Source organism: Candidatus Fermentibacter sp. (assembly GCA_030373045.1).
In the GTDB taxonomy this organism is placed as follows: domain Bacteria; phylum Fermentibacterota; class Fermentibacteria; order Fermentibacterales; family Fermentibacteraceae; genus Fermentibacter.
Genome location: JAUCPW010000056.1, coordinates 1 through 16,498 on the forward strand (window position 1 = coordinate 1; position 16,498 = coordinate 16,498).

12 protein-coding genes are annotated in these 16,498 nt (G+C 68.6%); all 12 read right to left on the bottom strand.

Annotation, left to right across the window (positions count from 1 at the left end; genetic code table 11):
* Positions 1-773 precede the first annotated feature (773 nt).
* Positions 774-1,589 carry a PAS domain-containing protein gene (locus QUS11_09380; GenBank protein MDM7993513.1) on the bottom strand — a complete coding sequence of 272 codons (816 nt, stop codon included), beginning with the start codon at positions 1,587-1,589 and terminating at the stop codon, positions 774-776.
* 51 nt (positions 1,590-1,640) lie between these two features.
* Positions 1,641-3,563 (bottom strand): HEAT repeat domain-containing protein, encoded by a 1,923-nt coding sequence (locus tag QUS11_09385; GenBank protein ID MDM7993514.1) that lies wholly within the window; start codon positions 3,561-3,563, stop codon positions 1,641-1,643.
* 91 nt (positions 3,564-3,654) lie between these two features.
* A complete protein-coding gene (locus QUS11_09390) occupies positions 3,655-4,617 on the bottom strand; it encodes a DUF21 domain-containing protein (GenBank protein ID MDM7993515.1) in 963 nt (320 codons plus the stop codon).
* A complete protein-coding gene (locus QUS11_09395) occupies positions 4,614-5,822 on the bottom strand; it encodes a hemolysin family protein (protein MDM7993516.1) in 1,209 nt (402 codons plus the stop codon). Before QUS11_09395 ends, QUS11_09390 begins: the two co-directional genes overlap by 4 nt.
* Positions 5,819-7,135, bottom strand: a complete 1,317-nt coding sequence (locus tag QUS11_09400) for a FlgD immunoglobulin-like domain containing protein (protein MDM7993517.1) — start codon at positions 7,133-7,135, stop codon at positions 5,819-5,821. Before QUS11_09400 ends, QUS11_09395 begins: the two co-directional genes overlap by 4 nt.
* Entirely contained in the window at positions 7,132-9,300 is a 2,169-nt protein-coding gene (locus QUS11_09405) for a lytic transglycosylase domain-containing protein (GenBank protein MDM7993518.1), read from the bottom strand. Before QUS11_09405 ends, QUS11_09400 begins: the two co-directional genes overlap by 4 nt.
* Before the next feature lie 27 nt (positions 9,301-9,327).
* Positions 9,328-10,806, bottom strand: a complete 1,479-nt coding sequence (gene purH / locus QUS11_09410) for a bifunctional phosphoribosylaminoimidazolecarboxamide formyltransferase/IMP cyclohydrolase (GenBank protein ID MDM7993519.1) — start codon at positions 10,804-10,806, stop codon at positions 9,328-9,330.
* On the bottom strand, positions 10,799-11,527 hold the full coding sequence (gene nadE, locus QUS11_09415; GenBank protein ID MDM7993520.1) for an NAD(+) synthase: 729 nt from the start codon (positions 11,525-11,527) through the stop codon (positions 10,799-10,801). The genes purH and nadE overlap by 8 nt, the downstream gene beginning before the upstream one ends.
* A 10-nt stretch (positions 11,528-11,537) precedes the next feature.
* Positions 11,538-13,607, bottom strand: a complete 2,070-nt coding sequence (locus QUS11_09420) for an RNB domain-containing ribonuclease (GenBank protein ID MDM7993521.1) — start codon at positions 13,605-13,607, stop codon at positions 11,538-11,540.
* On the bottom strand, positions 13,591-14,421 hold the full coding sequence (locus QUS11_09425; GenBank protein ID MDM7993522.1) for a hypothetical protein: 831 nt from the start codon (positions 14,419-14,421) through the stop codon (positions 13,591-13,593). The genes QUS11_09420 and QUS11_09425 overlap by 17 nt, the downstream gene beginning before the upstream one ends.
* 4 nt (positions 14,422-14,425) lie before the next feature.
* Positions 14,426-15,079 carry a protein-L-isoaspartate(D-aspartate) O-methyltransferase gene (locus tag QUS11_09430; GenBank protein ID MDM7993523.1) on the bottom strand — a complete coding sequence of 218 codons (654 nt, stop codon included), beginning with the start codon at positions 15,077-15,079 and terminating at the stop codon, positions 14,426-14,428.
* Positions 15,066-16,403, bottom strand: a complete 1,338-nt coding sequence (locus tag QUS11_09435; protein MDM7993524.1) for a replication-associated recombination protein A — start codon at positions 16,401-16,403, stop codon at positions 15,066-15,068. Before QUS11_09435 ends, QUS11_09430 begins: the two co-directional genes overlap by 14 nt.
* Positions 16,404-16,498 lie beyond the last annotated feature (95 nt).

Genomic DNA, 16,498 nt, shown 5'->3' on the forward strand with positions numbered 1-16,498 from the left:
TTCGGAACTCGTCGGCAGCGTCAGATGTGTATAAGAGACAGATCCGCGTGCGCGGATCCGGCACGCATACCCGCAGATTCTCTGCGAGAATCAGCTGAAATGCTACGTATCAGTTTCGCGGGGCGAAACTGAGGGGTGAACCGCGAGAGTGCCTTGGATACTCACTCCTGCCGGTTCCTCCGTGGAACCGGCAGTTCAACGCAAGACATGGCTCTATTCAGAGTCTCTCGCATGTTTGTTTCGCAAACATGCTGGCGACGCCTTCATTTCCGCGTCAGCAGAAATGAAGGGCCTGGCAGCTGCCCGCCATCGTGGGCTCATCCCGCAGGGCGGGCAGCGAGAAGGCCCGGAGCGCACTTCCTCAGAAGTTGCCGAAGGCTGTTAACACTTCCTCGAGCCAGAAGCCACCGATCAAGCCTGCCGCCTGATCTCCTGCCGGCTCCACCGGAGCCGGTAACAAACGTACGTCATGGCGGGAGTGATGGTCTCTCGCTATCTGCCTCCGGCAGATAGCTGGCGACGCCTTCATTTCCGCGTCAGCAGAAATGAAGGGCCTGGCAGCTGCCCGCCATCGTGGGCTCATCCCGCAGGGCGGGCAGCGAGAAGGCCCGGAGCGTACTTCCTCAGAAGTTGCCGAAGGTTATTGACACTCTCTCGAGCAGAGACTGCTGCGGCAGTGCAGTGATGCCGCAGGCGAAGGTCCGGATCCGCGGAGGCGGATCCGGCACGCGCACTCGCGGTTTCCCTTCGGGAAACCGCTGTAGCGCTACGCATTAACTCAGCTGAGCTGAGTTAATGGAATCCGCCAGATCGTTTATGCTCACCGGCTTGTACAGCACCGCCGCGCCTCCGCCCGGGAAGCGCACGCCCGAACCGGCATCCGCAATCACGACGGCGCGGCATTTCGGGCAGGTCCTGACGATCTCCGCGAGGCATGCATCCGCCTCCGACTGGTCGCGGGGCGAGTCTATGACGGCCACCCCCGCGGGGCGCCCCAGCGGTGCGATTTCGAGCACCATGCGCGCCGTGGATTCGGCGACGAGATCGAATCCCAGGAGCTGGAGCATCTCGCCGCTCGAACCCTCGGGGGCATCACCGAGAGTCACGAGGAGTGCCAGGGGTTTCTGCGCGACGGGACCCTGTCCTTTCCTGACCTGGGTTTCGGACTTCCGCCCTCCCCGCACGGCCTTCTCCATCTGGCTGTCGAGCAGGACGCTTACGACCGCCCTGGAACCGTCGATGAGCACCGAGGCGGTGTAGAGCCTGCAGACCACCCTCGCCCCCGCGCTGTCGACCACGGTGGCCTCCACTGACTTGAGCGAACGGCCCTGCCTCCCGAGGTCGACAACGAACGAGAGGCCCGCCTCGACAAGGGTCCTGCCGAGGACGGATTCGCGCGTGGTGCCGAAGAGGTCGAGGCAGGCGTCGTTGATCTCGAGGACCTGACCGGTCGATGCGTCGGCGGCCATCACGGCCACGGGGATGCTCCTGAAGAGAAGGCTCCTGCCGTCGGGATCGGGCGCCATGGACAGCGGCCTCGAGCGGCCTGCCGGCTCGTCCTCTCTGCCGGGGATCTCCTTTGTGCTCATCAGCCCTTCACCGTCCGCGCGGATACGCCGTTCGACCATGATCCGACATGTCTAAGATGCATCACCGGAGCCCGGGGAGGAACCTCCTCCCGCCGTGTCACGGGCGGCCATCCTCATCCGCGCAGCCATCAGGACTGCCCGGGCGGCGGCCACCGCGATCTCGCGCCTCCTGCTCCTCAGCAGGGGGAGCACTATGCCGGGCCTCGCTCCCGAAAGAGCCGCGAGCCTTGCGAGAGCCGCGAGGTCCTCGCTCCTGCGTTCCACTCCGACGCTCTCCGCGGCGGATGCAGCCGCGAGTATCATGCCCGCCCCCGGGGGGATGCCCCTCTTCTCCATCACGGTCACGATCAATGCGAATACATGACCGTCCGCCGAGCCGGCAGCCCTCTCGAGAGCAGCTCCCAGCTTCCGCCCGCCCCTGCCGGGGAGGGCGGCGAGGCACCTGAGGGCCGGGATGGTGGAATCGGTGCCCAGCAGACCTGCCGCCGCATCCTCGACCGCATCCATCACGGGTGGTGAGAGGGACGACGGATTCAGCCACTGGAGGGCTTGCGCGGCCCCGCCGTCGCGTCCCGCCTCGCGGGCTATCAGGAGCGCTCCTTCGTCCCCCCCGGATGCGGCTATGGCCTTCCAGAGCGCCGCAGTCCTCTGCCGGGGTGCTCCGGAGACCATCTCCGACAACACGCCCATCGCCCCGGGATCGGCGAGGAGAGCCAGGCCCTCCAGGGCCGCCTCGCGCTCCGACGAGTCGTTCCGGGTTCCGTCCTCGGGCATTCCCAGCCTGCCCACGAGGATTCCGAGCGCCCCGGGCGCCCTCACCGCCCCTGCCGCCCTCAGGGCCGCCCTCCTGACCCAGGTGCTGGGATCACCGGTCCTCTCCGCAATGGCCTCCGCCGATGAGGCTGATCCGGAGAGTGCGAGCGCCTCCACAGCCCTGGTCCTCACATGGGGGCTGGGGTCCGTGAGAGACTCGACCAGGATCGCCTGCGATCCAGGACAGGCCAGGGAACCGAGCGAGAGTGCCGCGCTCTTCCGTATGCCATCCGGCAGACCGCTCGCGAGGATGCTCTCGAGGAGGCCCGAAGCCCTCCTGTCACCGGCTATCCCGGCAGCCTCCAGCACGGCCTTGGCGTCGGAATGATCACGGGTTCCGGAGTCTACGAGCCCGATCCATCCAGGCACGATGCTTCCGGGGTCTCCCTGCCGCCCGTCGCCGCAGCCCTCTGCGGGAGCTCCGGCACCGACCCCGACGAGTTCAGAAAGGGTATGCGGAGCGAGGTCGCCCCGTTTTTCACGCTTCGCGACCCCGGCGGCCCCGGCGAGCTCCTCTAGGGTCATCCCGGCCTTCAGGTCGAGGACAACCGTGCAGACGTCCACGAAGGGGAAGAACCTGAACCTGCCGAAGCGGTCGAGCGTCTCTATCCCGCCCCTCGCCCTGTCGGACTCGGAGTAGAATGCAGGGGCGCGGGACCTGAACTCCTCGCGCGCCGAAGCCATCGCCCGTTCTAGCAGGGGTCCGGGTCCGACGCAGACGAAGTCGTCCCCCCCGACATGGCCCGTGAAGAGCCCTCCGCATGCGCGCGTGAGCGATTCGGCCAGGGTCCTTATGACGGCATCGCCGCGCGAGAAGCCGTAGTAGTCGTTGAAGGGCTTGAAGTCCGTGATGTCGGCATAGGCCACGGCGCCCCCGCCGGACCGGATGGCCGCTCCCAGCACGGCCGCTATCCTGGCGTTGCCGGGCAGGCCCGTGAGCGGGCTCTCCTCCCTGGCCGATCCTATCCGGGCGACGAGGCTTTCGACATAGGCAGAGACCGTTTCACGCGGAAGCCCCGGGGGCAGCACCGCCCAGGCCCCGGCCCCGAGCCACGCCCCGGCGTCCTCCGGTCCGGCTATCGCTATCCAGGGCAGCCCGGCCGCTACCAGAGGCGCTGCGACCTCGCATGCCGCGCCCGGATCGAATCCCGGGCCCACCACGCAGGGGCCGTCCGCATCGCGGCAGGGTCCCGGGAGACCGGACCGGCCGGATGTACCCGGGGTCAGGAATCTGACCAGGAGCCCCCCTCCGTCACTGGAGCCGGCCGAGCGGCTCCGGTCTGGTGCATACGGCCCTTCCGAGGATGGCTTCGACGATCAGGTCGGGATCTATCATCCCTGCCGGCTGGCCCGACGACCCGAGGACGACCCCCGCCGGGGCGCCCGACCTGCGCAGGTCGTAGAGGACCTTTCCGAGAACGGTGGATCTGTCGAAGGAGGGGATCCCCTCGATGATCCCCGGCAGGTCCCAGTCGCCGGTCTGTCTCAGGAGCAGCGAAGTCCGCACGATCCCGGCGAGGTTCCTGCCGCCGGGCTCGAACACGAGCATGAATCCGGCATCCCTCGAGAGTGCGACCCTCGCTGCCTCCTCCCGGGAGATGTCGGAGGGTATGGAGGGATAATCCTCATAGCTCTTCATGTGCCTCTCGGCGGGAGCCGATCCCAGGTCGAGCACCCGGTCGGCGTCCCGGCCGGCCTCCGCCCCCTCGGAATGCAGGTAGGACCTGACCTCCTCCCTGCTCTCGAAGAACCTGGAGGAGCCTCCCCTGCCCATGAGGAGCCTGGGGAGCCACCCTGCGACGAGGACGACGGGATACAGAACCGTCCTGATCATCGAGAGGGGAAGGGCGGCCCTGTCCACGAGCGAGTCGCGGTGTATGAAGGCCGCATGCTTGGGTATGACCTCGGCGAAGACGAGGATCGTGAGACCCACCGAGACGGCGGACGCCGTCTCGATCCAGTGCCTGCCGGTGGCCTCGGCCAGGCCGGCGGCCAGGCTCGAGCACAGGACCGTTCCTATGTTTGTCCCGACCAGCGTGGTCGTCAGATAGCGCTCCGGGTCCCTCATGAACCTGACGCTGCGGGCGGCCCTGGGATCGCCCTCCCTGGCCCTGGCCAGCGCCCTGATCCTGCTGGCCGCCGAGAAGGCGGTCTCGGTGCCGCTCGAGAAGGCGGTCAGGACAAGCGACAGCAGCATCAGGATCCAGTCCGTCACTGCGCCTCCCCCTCCGTCTTCTCTATGAACAGAGTCCCTATCCGGCGGCCCTCCATGGTGAGCACCCTCATGAGGATGCCGCCGATCTCGAGGGTGTCGCCGACGGCCGGGATGCGCCCGGTGACCTCCTCGAAGAACCCGCCGCAGGTCTCCGCATACTCGGGATCCATGTCGCCGTCCAGGAGCTTCTCGGCGGTCTCGACCCGCAGCGAGCCCGGGATCACGAGTCCGGCCCCCCTCCTGTGCACGCCGTCGGGGAGGTCCTTCCTGCCGCTCATCGCATGGAACACTGCGAACTCGAGGATGTCCTCCACGGTCAGCAGACCCGTCCAGTCGCCGTATTCGTCGAAGACGGCTCCGATCCCCGCGCCGCAGGCCCGGAGCGTCGCCAGAGCGTCGTCCAGCGGCGAGCTCTCGGGGAGGAGCTGGATGGGATAGATGGCAGGAGCGGATCCGTCACCAGCGAGCAGTTCCCTGGAGTCGACGAAGCCGGCTACGGAGTCGCCCGGGCCTTCGAGCAGGGGATACCGGGTGTAGCCCGAGGCCATGACCTCGCAGAGCATCCTCTCGCGGGACCATTCGCGCCTGAGAACCACGACCTCGGATCTGGGGATCATCGCCTGTCTGCACTGCCGCTCGCCCAGGGAGAGCAGGGACACCGTCACGAGGGCCTCACGCCCCAGCACGCCCTCGGAGTGGCCGAGTTCGAGGAGCGAGATGATCTCCGCTTCCGAGAGCTTGCGTGGTCCGCCGTGCGACGGGGGTCTCACGAAGACGCGGCTGATCCTGTCCAGGGCGGAGGATGCCACCCATACCATCCTGACGAAGACGGTCAGCGGCCCGGAGACGAATCCCGCCACCTGCTGGGCGTGCACCGTGGCGTAGGCTTTCGGCGAGATCTCCCCGCAGATCAGGAGCAGGAACGTCATCCCGAAGACGGATATCAAGAGGGCGGCGTCTCCGCTGACGAGCTCCAGGACCAGCAGGGATGCCACCGTCGAGGCGGCCACGTTCACCAGGGTGTTGCCCAGGAGGATCGAGGAGAGGAGCCTGTCCGGCTTCTGGAGCAGGGCCAGGGCCCGCCTGCCCCCGGGCGTGCACTCGAGCCTCTTCTTCTGGACGTGGTCCAGGCTGAAGAGCGCGGACTCGCTGCCCGAGAAGAAGGCGGACATGCACAGCAGCAGGCAGAGGAGGAGGATGCTCAGCTGCGCCTCCCTGACCGTCCGGTCGAGTCGGGGGCGGCTACCTCGACAAGATCCATCTGGAAGGACTGGCTGTAGGTCTTGCTGAAGTAGCCCCGGCTCGAGTAGGTGGGTTCGATCCGGATGACCAGCTCCATCGTACCGCCCTGGACGGGGTCGCCGAGCACGTCCGTCCCGTCCCAGGAGAGGGAGAAGCCGCCCTCCTCCATCCTGCCGTTGTGGAGCGTGGCCACGGCGGTTCCCGAGGCGTCGGTCACCTGGGCCAGGACCATGGACTTCTCGAAGAGCGTCCCGGAGACGGAGCATCCCCTGCCCGTCGCCGAGAGCACGCCCGGCGCCATGTCGGTGCCCACCCAGAAGTACCTGGCCCCCTCCCTCTCGGCTACGAACACCTGCCCGTAGCGCCTCCACATCGCCAGGCCGGTGGGGTGGTCGAACTGCCTGTCACCGGTTCCGGGGGAGCCGAAGCTCGCGACGTAGTCGAGATCGGGATCGAACTTGTGGATCCTGCACGAGATGCTGTCTGAGACCCAGGTGTTCCCGTAGTAGTCTATGACCGGATAGTTGAAGACGGATCCGCCGCAGTCGTCGAGCGTGGCTGTGGCGGTGACCCCGCCGTCCTCGATCCTGCACAGGGAGGTGCCGCCCGCTGTCACGGCGACGGCGAAATCCTCGTCCAGCGCGTTCCACTGGCCTTCGCCGTAGACGGCCAGGCCCGTGGGGGTATCCAGGGAGACGGTCGAAGGGGTCGAATCGGACGGGGAGTCGTAGATCAGGAGAGTCCCGAGGGCCCTGTCGGTGACGTAGATGGAATGCCTGTCGCCGATGGCGACTCCCCAGGGTTCCGAGAGGCCGCCTTCGATGAACTCCCTTGCCCGCATGCGCGTCCCCCTGCGCTCCAGTACCACCACCCTGCCGTTGCCCGTGTCGGCCACGACCACGAGCCCGGATGCGTCTGCGGCTATCCCGTGGGGGGACGAGAGCTGGGCGTCGCCGGCTCCGTTCCCTCCGTACAGCCCTAGCGTGTACATGTTGGCGTTGTAGATGACGTGCCCGGTGCGGCTGTTCACGCCGTAGACGGCCAGCTCGTCGTCATCCTCCTCGCCGGGGCTGTTCCATTCCGTGAGCTTCACGCAGGCCAGCCCCTGGGGGTCGTCGAACCTCACGAGTCCTCCGAGCAGCATGGCGAGCTGGTCGGTGCCGGCCCTGTAGATGCCCATGCAGTGTCCGTAGGGCGGGAAGACGAGGAGGGTCGGTTCGGCGGGCTCGACAGTCCAGGCCGACAGCGCGGCGCATGCCATCAGCGCAGATATCATTCCATCAGCCTCCCATAGATCCAGCATGACCTGGTGACCCTTTTGACGTACTCGCGGGTCTCGCGGTACGTGATCCTCTCGGTGAACCACTCGTGGTCGGATGTGTAGGGCAGGGACTCCCTCCACCGGGAGGCGTTCCCCGGTCCTGCGTTGTAGGCCGCGAGGATCAGGGGCAGCTCCCCGGAGAAGGCGCCCCACTGCCTGTCGATGTAGATGGAGCCGTACCGGATCGAGTTCCGGGGCTCGTAGAGCTGGGCGCCCGCGATTTCGGGCAGCCCGTACCATCTCGCCACGTCGTGCGCCGTACCGGGCATAAGCTGGATCAGCCCCCTGGCCCCGACGGAGGATGTGGCCAGACGGTCGAAGGAGCTCTCCTCGCGCATGATCGCTGTTATCAGCTCCGGGCTCGTCGACAGGTCCCCGGCCACCTCGTGGACGAGATCGGAATACGGGGCGGGGAACTGCAGGATCGCCACCGAGTCGGGAAGCATGCCGGAGCCGGAGTACCGCAGCCGCGAATCCAGAGCTCCGCAGAGTTCGATCGCCCTCCTGTGCTCCCCGAGGATCGACAGGCCGGCGATCCTGGAGACGGTGTCCGGAATGGCGGAATATCTCAGCACACCCGATGCGAGGCGGCCGTATCCCGCCCTGACGAGCGCCAGCGCCTCGGCAGGCGGGTCGAGGGACGGATACGAAGGGTGCCAGGCCGGTCCGTCCCCCAGGATGTCCGAGGCCAGTAGGCCGTAGTATTCCCAGGGATGCCCGGAGGCAGCCTCGCGGAGGAGCGCCGTGCGCCCGGCCGAGCCGGCCGGCGTCGCCCTTGCGCTCCAGTAGAGCATCTCGTCCCTCCAGAAGCCCGACTCGAACTCCGAGCAGCCGGCGGTCCAGAGGGAGAGGGCGGCATCGGAGTCGCCCTGTGCGAATCGCGCGAAACCGCCCCTCCAGTAGCAGCTCTCGTCGTACCTGCCCTCCCCCGGTGCGGCGAGGGCGGTCTCGAAGGCCTCTGCGGCGCACGGCCAGTCCTGCTCGGCATCGTAGTAGCGTCCGGCGAGGAAGGCGGATTCGTGGGAGGCGGGATGATCCGGCCAGGAGCCGGCGAAATCGAGATAGGCGCTCCAGGCCTCGGCGTCGCGGTCGAGATCCCTCAGGGCCCTGGCCCGGAAGAGTGATGTCCTGGCCCTCAGGGAATCGGGCGCGGCTGAGTCTACGGAATCGCACAGGCCGAGCAGGTCCGAGGGCCTCGAGGCCGCCCGCAGCAGGGCCATCCTCGCGCCAGCTGAAAAGCACGGGTCGGTCGAGGAGGAGACGAGGCCGGCCAGTTCGGAAGTGTGCCCCGACTGGGCCAGCGCGTCGGCCACCCTCCAGGAGGTCCTCCAGCCCGGGGAGCCCCGCGAGATCAGCAGAAGCGCGGCCTCCCCAGCAGGCCCGGGCTGGGAACCGAGGACGGCCGCCGCAACCGCCTCGTCGAGGCAGTGCGTGGCACCCATCCTGGCGACCGCCAGCAGATCGGCGTCCTCAGCCCTGCCGGAAGCCCTCAGCACCTCCATGTCCCGGTCCCAGACCTCCTGCGGGACGGAGAGCCTCTTCCTCATCTCCTCCGCCAGCCTCTCCGCGGCGTCGGGGAAGATGACCGCCAGGTCGGCGCAGGCCTTCATCTGGTCGGCAGTGAGGGATCCGGGAGGGGCCAGGCGCAGGCGGATCAGGACCTCGGCCGGGGTGGAGGGAGTCGCCAGGCCGCCCGGTGGCTGGATGAAGCCCCCGAGATAGGTGCGGAGGTATGGATCGGCAGTGCAGGCGGAGGCTCCGATCGAATCCCCGGCCAGGTCGAGCAGGCTGGCCTGCCATCCCCCGAGCGGGGAGCCCCAGGCTGCCTCGAGGCTGTCGAGGAACAGCACGCCTTCGGCTTCGCGGCCGCAGGAGTGGAACAGCCCCACCAGCCGGTACAGTGCCGCATCCCGCTCGCCGGGCATCGTTCCGAGGATTTCCGCCAGAGCTCCGAGCGACTCGTCGAACCTGCCCGTCAGCATCAGGGAATCGGCTTCCCCGAACACCGGCGCCGCAGGCGCCTCTCCGGTCTCCAGCGCCTCCACGGTCCTTCCGCCGGAGGATCCGTAACAGGAGACGGCCAGCACTGCTGCCGCATAAACGTATGATCTCGGGGGCAAACCGCTCCCTCCTCCGGCCCGGCCGGATCAGTGCCTGAAGTGCCTGCGGCCGGTGAGCAGCATCGTGATGCCGGCCTCGTCGGCCGCCCTGAAGACCTCCTCGTCCCTGAGCGAACCGCCGGGCTGGACGATGGCCGTGATGCCCGCGGAGGCGGCCTTGTCGACCGTGTCGCGGAAGGGTATCAGCCCGTCGCTGGCGAGAGCTGCCCCGCGGACGTCGAGCCCGGCCGCCGCCGCCCTCCGGATGGCCAGGTCGAGGCTCTCTATCCTGCTCATCTGGCCGGCACCAATGCCCAGCGCGGCATCGGGGCCGCAGACCACCATGGCATTGCTCTTCACCGTCCTGCAGATCCGCCATGCCAGGTCCATCGCCTCCGCCTCGCCGGCCGAGGGCGGCCTCGAGCCGGCCTGCACGGCGGAGGAGAGGTCGCCCGCCGCTCCGGGATCGGGTTCCTGCACGAGCAGGGCGCCCCAGATGCTCCTGATCTGGAGGCCGGTCTCGCGACCCGGCGGCATGCCGAGAACCCTCAGCTTCTTCCTCGTCCTGAGCCTGTCGAGAGCTCCTTGTTCGAATCCGGGAGCCAGAACCAGCTCGAGGAAGAGGCCCTTCAGCCTGTCCACCAGGGCCGTGTCCACAGTGGAATTGACTGCCAGCACGCCCCCGTACGGGGAGTCGGAATCCGCTGCGAAGGCCCTCTCCCAGGCGGTGGCGAGGTCGCCGGCGCGCGCGGCGATGCAGGGGTTGCCGTGCTTCACCACGACGAGCGCCTTCTCAGGCAGGTCGCTCACCAGGTTCCACGCGGCCGAGGCGTCGAGGTAGTTGTTGTAGCTGAGCGCATCGCCGTGGAGGAGCGAGGCGGCCGAGAAGCCCTCCCTCCTGGCGCCGAAATGCACCCATGCGGCCTGATGGGGGTTCTCGCCGTAGCGGAGCCCCGGTTCGATGCCCTCGGCCAGCTTCAGCGAAACAGCGAGATCGTAGGAGGCTGCCGCGTCGAAGGTGCGGGAGGCCATCGCACGCCTGAACACGACATCGTCGCGCTTTCCGGCGATGGCTTCGAGAACCTCCCCGAAGCAGTCCCCCCCTGCCGCGGAGATGACGTGGACGTAGTTCTTCGCCGCGGCCCGGGCCATGGCGGGCCCGCCGACGTCTATCAGCTCGACTGCGGAGGGATCGTCGCCGGGGATGCCGGAGCGGGAGGAGAAGGGGTAGAAGTCCACCGCGACGAGGTCGAAGACGATGCCTCCCCCGGCCTCCATGCGTGCCCGGTCCTCGCCGGCCGCCAGGATCCCGGCGTGGAGCGCGGGATGGAGGGTCTTCACCCTCCCGCCCAGCATGGAGGAGATGCCGGTGATCTCCTCCGTGGGCGACACCGGGATGCCCAGTTCCGTGATGCAGCCGGCGGTGCCCCCGGATGCGTGGAGCACCCAGCCCAGGTCGTGGAGGCCTCGGGCGAGCGCCGGGACGTCCTGCTTGGAATAGCAGCTCAAGAGCGCGTGTCTAGCCATGTGTTGCGAACCACTCCCTCGCTTCGAAGACCGGTATCGGCTCCCTCTTGTGCGCCCCGGCGCTGCCGAGCGCGTCGATCCTGGCCGCGACCGCCGGGTCGACGGCATGCCCTTCGAATCTGCGCCTCAGGTCGAGATATGTGAAACCCATCTCGCCCTCGTCAGTCTGCCCCGCCCAGAGCCCAGCGGTCGGGGGGCGGTCGACCACTCCGCGGGGGACTCCCAGCACCCTCGCGAGCCCGTAGACCTCGTCCTTGTAGAGCCTCGCGAGAGGGGCGATGTCGCAGGCCCCGTCGCCCCACTTCGTCGAGTACCCGACGAGGTATTCGGAGTAGTTCCCCGAGCCCGTGACCAGCCTGCCCCCGGACAGGGCGTACAGCACCGCCATCCTCAGCCGCGGCTTGATGTTGGCCTTCACGATCCCGGGCGCTCCCTCCAGCCCGCAGGCAGAGACCATGGCTGCGTGGGCGGCATCGAGTTCCACGACCCGGTAACCCACTCCGGCGGCCCGGGCGGTCTCGGATGCCAGGGCCTCGTCGACCGGATCGCTGCCGCAGGGCATGTTGACCGCCAGCACCGATCCCCCTCCGAGCGCCCTGGCTGCCAGGAAGGCGGACACTGCCGAATCGACCCCGCCGCTCAGGCCCAGCACCACCCCGCCCGCGCCCGCGCACGCCACCCTTCCGGCCATCCATGCCGAGATGTCGGCCGCCAGATCCATATAGACACGTTCAGACGGCATCGTTCCCCGCCTTCCTCAACCTGAGGGTGAGCTGCCTGAGACCGGGATCCACCGAGTGGACCTCCACCGTCACCCGGCTGCCGGGCCTGAGGGAGTCCAGCAGCGATCCCCTGCCGTAGTGCAGCCTTGCGGGCGCGAGGCCGTCCAGGGGAAGATCGGCGAGCCTGACGAAGACGCCGAAGTCCTCCACTCCGCTCACGACGCCCTGGTACTCGCCGCCGGGCCTCTTCGAAAGGTAAAGGAGGGCCATCATCTCCAGGCTCTCCCTCTCGGCGTCCTCGGCGGCCTGTTCGGTGCCGCTGCACTCCTCCGCCATGCCGGCCGCGTCCTCGTCCCAGTCCCCGCCGGCGGGGATCCTCCCGTCCTCCTCGATGCGGCCGAGGACCTGGTGCACCACGAGGTCGGGATACCGTCGTATCGGGCTGGTGAAGTGCATGTAGTTCGCGAGGCCCAGCCCGAAATGGCCCGAATCCTCCGCGCTGTAGACGGCCTTCTTCAGCGATCTGAGCACGGCCTCCCTGGCGAGCGGGAAGGCCGGAGTCGACCTGGCACCTTCGAGGAGTTTCGACAGGTCGCGTGAGGAGGGCATCCTGCCCCTGGGAAGCGAGATCCCGAGAGCCTCGAGCTCGGTCCGCAGGCGCACCGCGGAGTCCCTGTCGGGCTTTCCGTGAACGCGGTACAGGACGGGCCAGCCGCCGTACCCGCACATCTCCGCGACGGCCCTGTTGGCCTCGACCATGAAGTTCTCGATCATCCTGTGCGACTCGTCGTCCGAGGACCTGACGAATTCCGACGGCCAGCCGTCCGGACCGAACCTCACCTCGAACTCGTAGCTCCCGAGGTCGAGCGCCCCTCTCGACTCGCGCCCCCTGTCGAGCAGGGAGGAGAGTTCGGCCATGTCGCGGAGGAGGCCGTCCGCCGCCGCGTGTCCCGATCCGGCCCCCCTCATGCCGAGCAGGGCCTCCTCGTAGCAGAGCCTCGCCGACGATCTCACGACCGAGGGGAAGACCTCGTAGGAGAGCCTCCTGCCAGAGCGGTCGTAGCTGAGCATCACGGTCCTGGTGAGCTTGTCCTCCCCCGGCCCCAGGCTGCAGGCGCCGTTCGAGAGAGACTCGGGGAGCATCGGGATCACCCTGTCGGGGAGGTAGACGCTCGTCCCCCTGGCGGCGGCCTCCCGGTCCACGGGTCCTCCCCTGGGCACGTAGGCCGCGACGTCGGCTATGTGCACCCCGAGCAGCCAGCCGGCGGGCGTCCTGGAGAGCGAGACCGCGTCATCGAAATCCCTTGCGTCGACCGGATCGACCGTGATCACGGCCAGATCCCTGAGATCCCTCCTGCCCTCCGGTGAGGGCCTTCCGAGAGCCGCCCCGGACGCCGCGGCAAGGACTTCCGACGGGAACGAATCGGAGAAGCCGTGATCGCGGCAGATGGCGTCCATGTAGACCGAGGGCGTCAGACCGTCGCCCAGCAGGCCGGAGAGCCTGGCAGTGACCTTCCTGCCCGGCGGGTCCAGGGTTCCCCAGACCACCTTGCCCTCCCTGAGCCCGTCCATCCGCTCGGCGGCGATGCGGATGCCCCGGGGCAGCGAAGGATCGACCGGGTCGAGCATCCAGCCCTCCCCGGCCCTCCTCAGGACTCCGCTCACGCCGCTCCTGGTCCGCTCGACCACGGAGACGATGGATCCCTCGGGGAGGGAGAGGTGGCGCCCGCCGCCCCTCACGAGCTTTGCGAGGACGATGTCGCCGTCGATGGCTCCGCCGATCCTGCCGCTGTCGATCAGTATCCTGCCGGCGGGGGCCGACACCGAGCCCGAGCCGTTGGCCCTGACCCTCAGCCTGCCCCTGTGGAGCCCCATGGTCCCGCAGGCCGTGAACCGGCCCTTGCCGGTGCGGCAGAGGTAGCCCAGGGCGACCATCTCCTGTATCGCATCGCCCAGGCCCTCCATCCCCGAACGCGCAGATATCTCGCCGGCCGTGAGCCTTGCGCCGGGCGCGTCCTCGAAGACCCCCAGCACTGCGTCCCTGACCGAAGCCGGAAGCTTGTCAGACAGAAGGATCACCCTCCCTGAGGAACCGCATGGTCCCCGATTCGTCGCCCCATCCCGGCACGTCGAGCCGCCCGCCGCCCGGGAATGCCGACAGCGCCGAGAGAGCCACCAGCAGGGGCACGGAAAACGACTTCACCGCGGGATCGACATCGACCGGACCCTTCCTCTCCCATTCGAAATCGATGGCGGTCCCCCGGCCGGCAGGAGCCGCCCTGAACCTCCCGGCCCCTCCGAGGGAGAGCAGGCACGCGGCGGACAGGCCGAGGCATGCCGGAGAGAACGACACGGCCCAGGCAGGCCATTCCGTCGATGCATCCACCGATCTGCCGCAGGCGGCACGGCATGCGTCCATCAGCCAGGGGCCGGCTCCCGAGGCGGAGTCCGAAACGGCCTCGGACACCGAGGAAAGCTCCCCGAGCCTTCCCGAGAGATCGGCCGCCGCTTCCGCAGCACTGCGGCAGGTCCGGGCCGAGTCCTCCCCCTCCCATCCGTACATCGCGGCCAGGTCCAGGTTGCCGATCAGCCCGACCAGGCTGTTGTTGAGGACGTGGACGAACATCGGTGCGAGAAGCCCGGCCGACGCCGCGGCCAGGAGCCTCGCCGCCATCGCGGGGCTGTCGAAGGCGCCGAGCACGGACAGCACACCCGGGGCCAGCCCGCCTGTTGCGGGGAGTCTGAGGTGCGCCCCGGCGCCTGCCCCGGGGACGTCGGAAACGACCACGCGGAAGTCGCCGGCAGAGGGAGCGGCCGCGCCGGGCGCCCCCTCCACGGTCACCCGGACCCTCCGGAACGCCCGCGATGCGGCGGTGTCGATGCTCCCGGCCAATGACTCACCGCCCCCCGGGATGCACCAGGGGCACGAATCTCACGGGATCTCCCGCTCTCTCGGCGAAGCCCTCCGGCGTCCTCTCCACGAGCACGAGCTGCTGGAATGCACCCCCGACGGGGATGACGAGCCGCCCGCCCTGCGAGAGCTGTCCGGGCAGCCCGGCGGGCATCGCCGGCGGTGCCGCGGAGACGATGATCGCATCATACGGGGCTGCCGGCACCCAGCCGGAGTAGCCGTCCGCCGCGATGACCGAGACGGAGTCCGACAGGCCGAGCATCCTCAGGCGCGCCAGCGCCTCCATGCAAAGCTCGGGCAGCACGTCGACAGAGACCACCCGGGCGCCCATCCTGGCGAGAAGGGCGGTCTGGTAGCCGGAGCCCGTTCCTATCTCGAGCACCTTCCTCCCGCCCAGGGGCGAGGCCATCGAGAGCATGAGGGCCACGACGAAGGGCTGCGAGACGGTCTGACCCGACCGGATCGGGACGGGGTGGTCGCCGTAGGCGGTCCGGAGGTCGGCCCCCTCGATGAAGAGATGCCTGGGGACCTCCGACATCGCCTCGAGCACCGACGGCTCGGTTATGCCGCGGGCCGCGATCTGACACTCGACCATCTCCCTGCGCAGGATTGCGGCCGGCCCCGGGTCAGCCCCGGCCACCCTCGCCGCTCCTTCCCTCCAGACGCCGCTTCTCCTCGCGGAGCCTCCTCCAGGCCGCCAGCCGCTCGGCGATGGCAGCCTCGCGCCCGGATCCCGAAGGCCTGTAGATCACCGGTTCGCCGAGGGCCTCCGGGAAGTGCACGTGGGTCACGATCCCGTCGCCGACATCGTGGGCGTACTGGTATCCCCTGCCGTATTCGAGATCCTTCATCAGGCGCGTCGGGGCGTTCCTTATCACCAGGGGCACCGGAAGGCTGCCCGAGGATCCGGCGAGGTCGACCGCGGCCTTCCATGCCATGTAGACCGAATTCGATCGCGGCGCGGTCGCGAGGTAGCAGACCGCCTCGGCCAGGGCGAGATCCCCTTCGGGGGAGCCCAGGAACCGGTACGAGTCCGCGGCGCGCATGGCCACCGTGAGCGCCCCCGGGTCGGCCAGGCCTATGTCCTCGCTGGCGAACCTGATCATCCTTCGCGCGATGTAGAGCGGATCCTCCCCCGACACGATCATCCTCGCGAGCCAGTAGAGGGCTGCGTCGACGTCGCCGGACCTGAGGGACTTGTGGAGGGCGCTGATGAGGTTGTAATGCTCCTCGCCGCTCTTGTCGTACCTGAGAAGCGCCTTCTCGAGTATCCCGGCCACGTCCTCGGCCGTGAAGCCGGCCTCCCCGGCCGTGCCGGCTACGAGTTCGAGCAGGTTCAGCGCACGGCGGCCGTCTCCGTCGGAGGCGGAAGCGATGGGAACCAGCGCCTCGCGGGGGGGGACGGCGGAGAACCTCTCCGCGAATTCCGGGCTCGACGCGGCCTTCTGCAGGAGGTCGAGCAGTTCGCCCTCGGAGAGGGGCTTGAGCACGTACACCGCACACCTGCTCAGCAGGGGGGCGTTTATCTCGAACGAGGGATTCTCGGTGGTCGCCCCGACGAGGCGGATGGTGCCGTCCTCGACATGTGGCAGGAACGCATCCTGCTGGGCCCGGTTGAACCTGTGTATCTCGTCGACGAAGAGGAGCGTGGCGACACCTGAAGCCCGCCTCCCGGCGGCTTCCTCGACGATCCTCCTGACGAGGGGGACCCCTCCCGTGACGGCGCTGAACCGGACGAAGAACTCCTTCGTCTCCCCCGCGACCAGGAGGGCGAGCGTGGTCTTCCCCGTCCCCGGGGGGCCCCACAGGATGAACGAACCGAGGGAGTCTGAACGGAGCGCACGCATGAAGGGCGCCCCGGCCGACAGGAGATGGGCCTGCCCCACCATGCCCTCGAGGCTGGACGGCCTGAGGGAATCCGCGAGAGGCGGCCTCCTGGCTGCGTGAACTGCGTCGTTTCCCACGCAGCTATCCTACAAAGGATGGGGCATCTGTGAGAAGAGGCCCGGGCGTCGCCCGGGCGCTCCGCATGGGACCCACCGGGGAGGCTATATGTTTC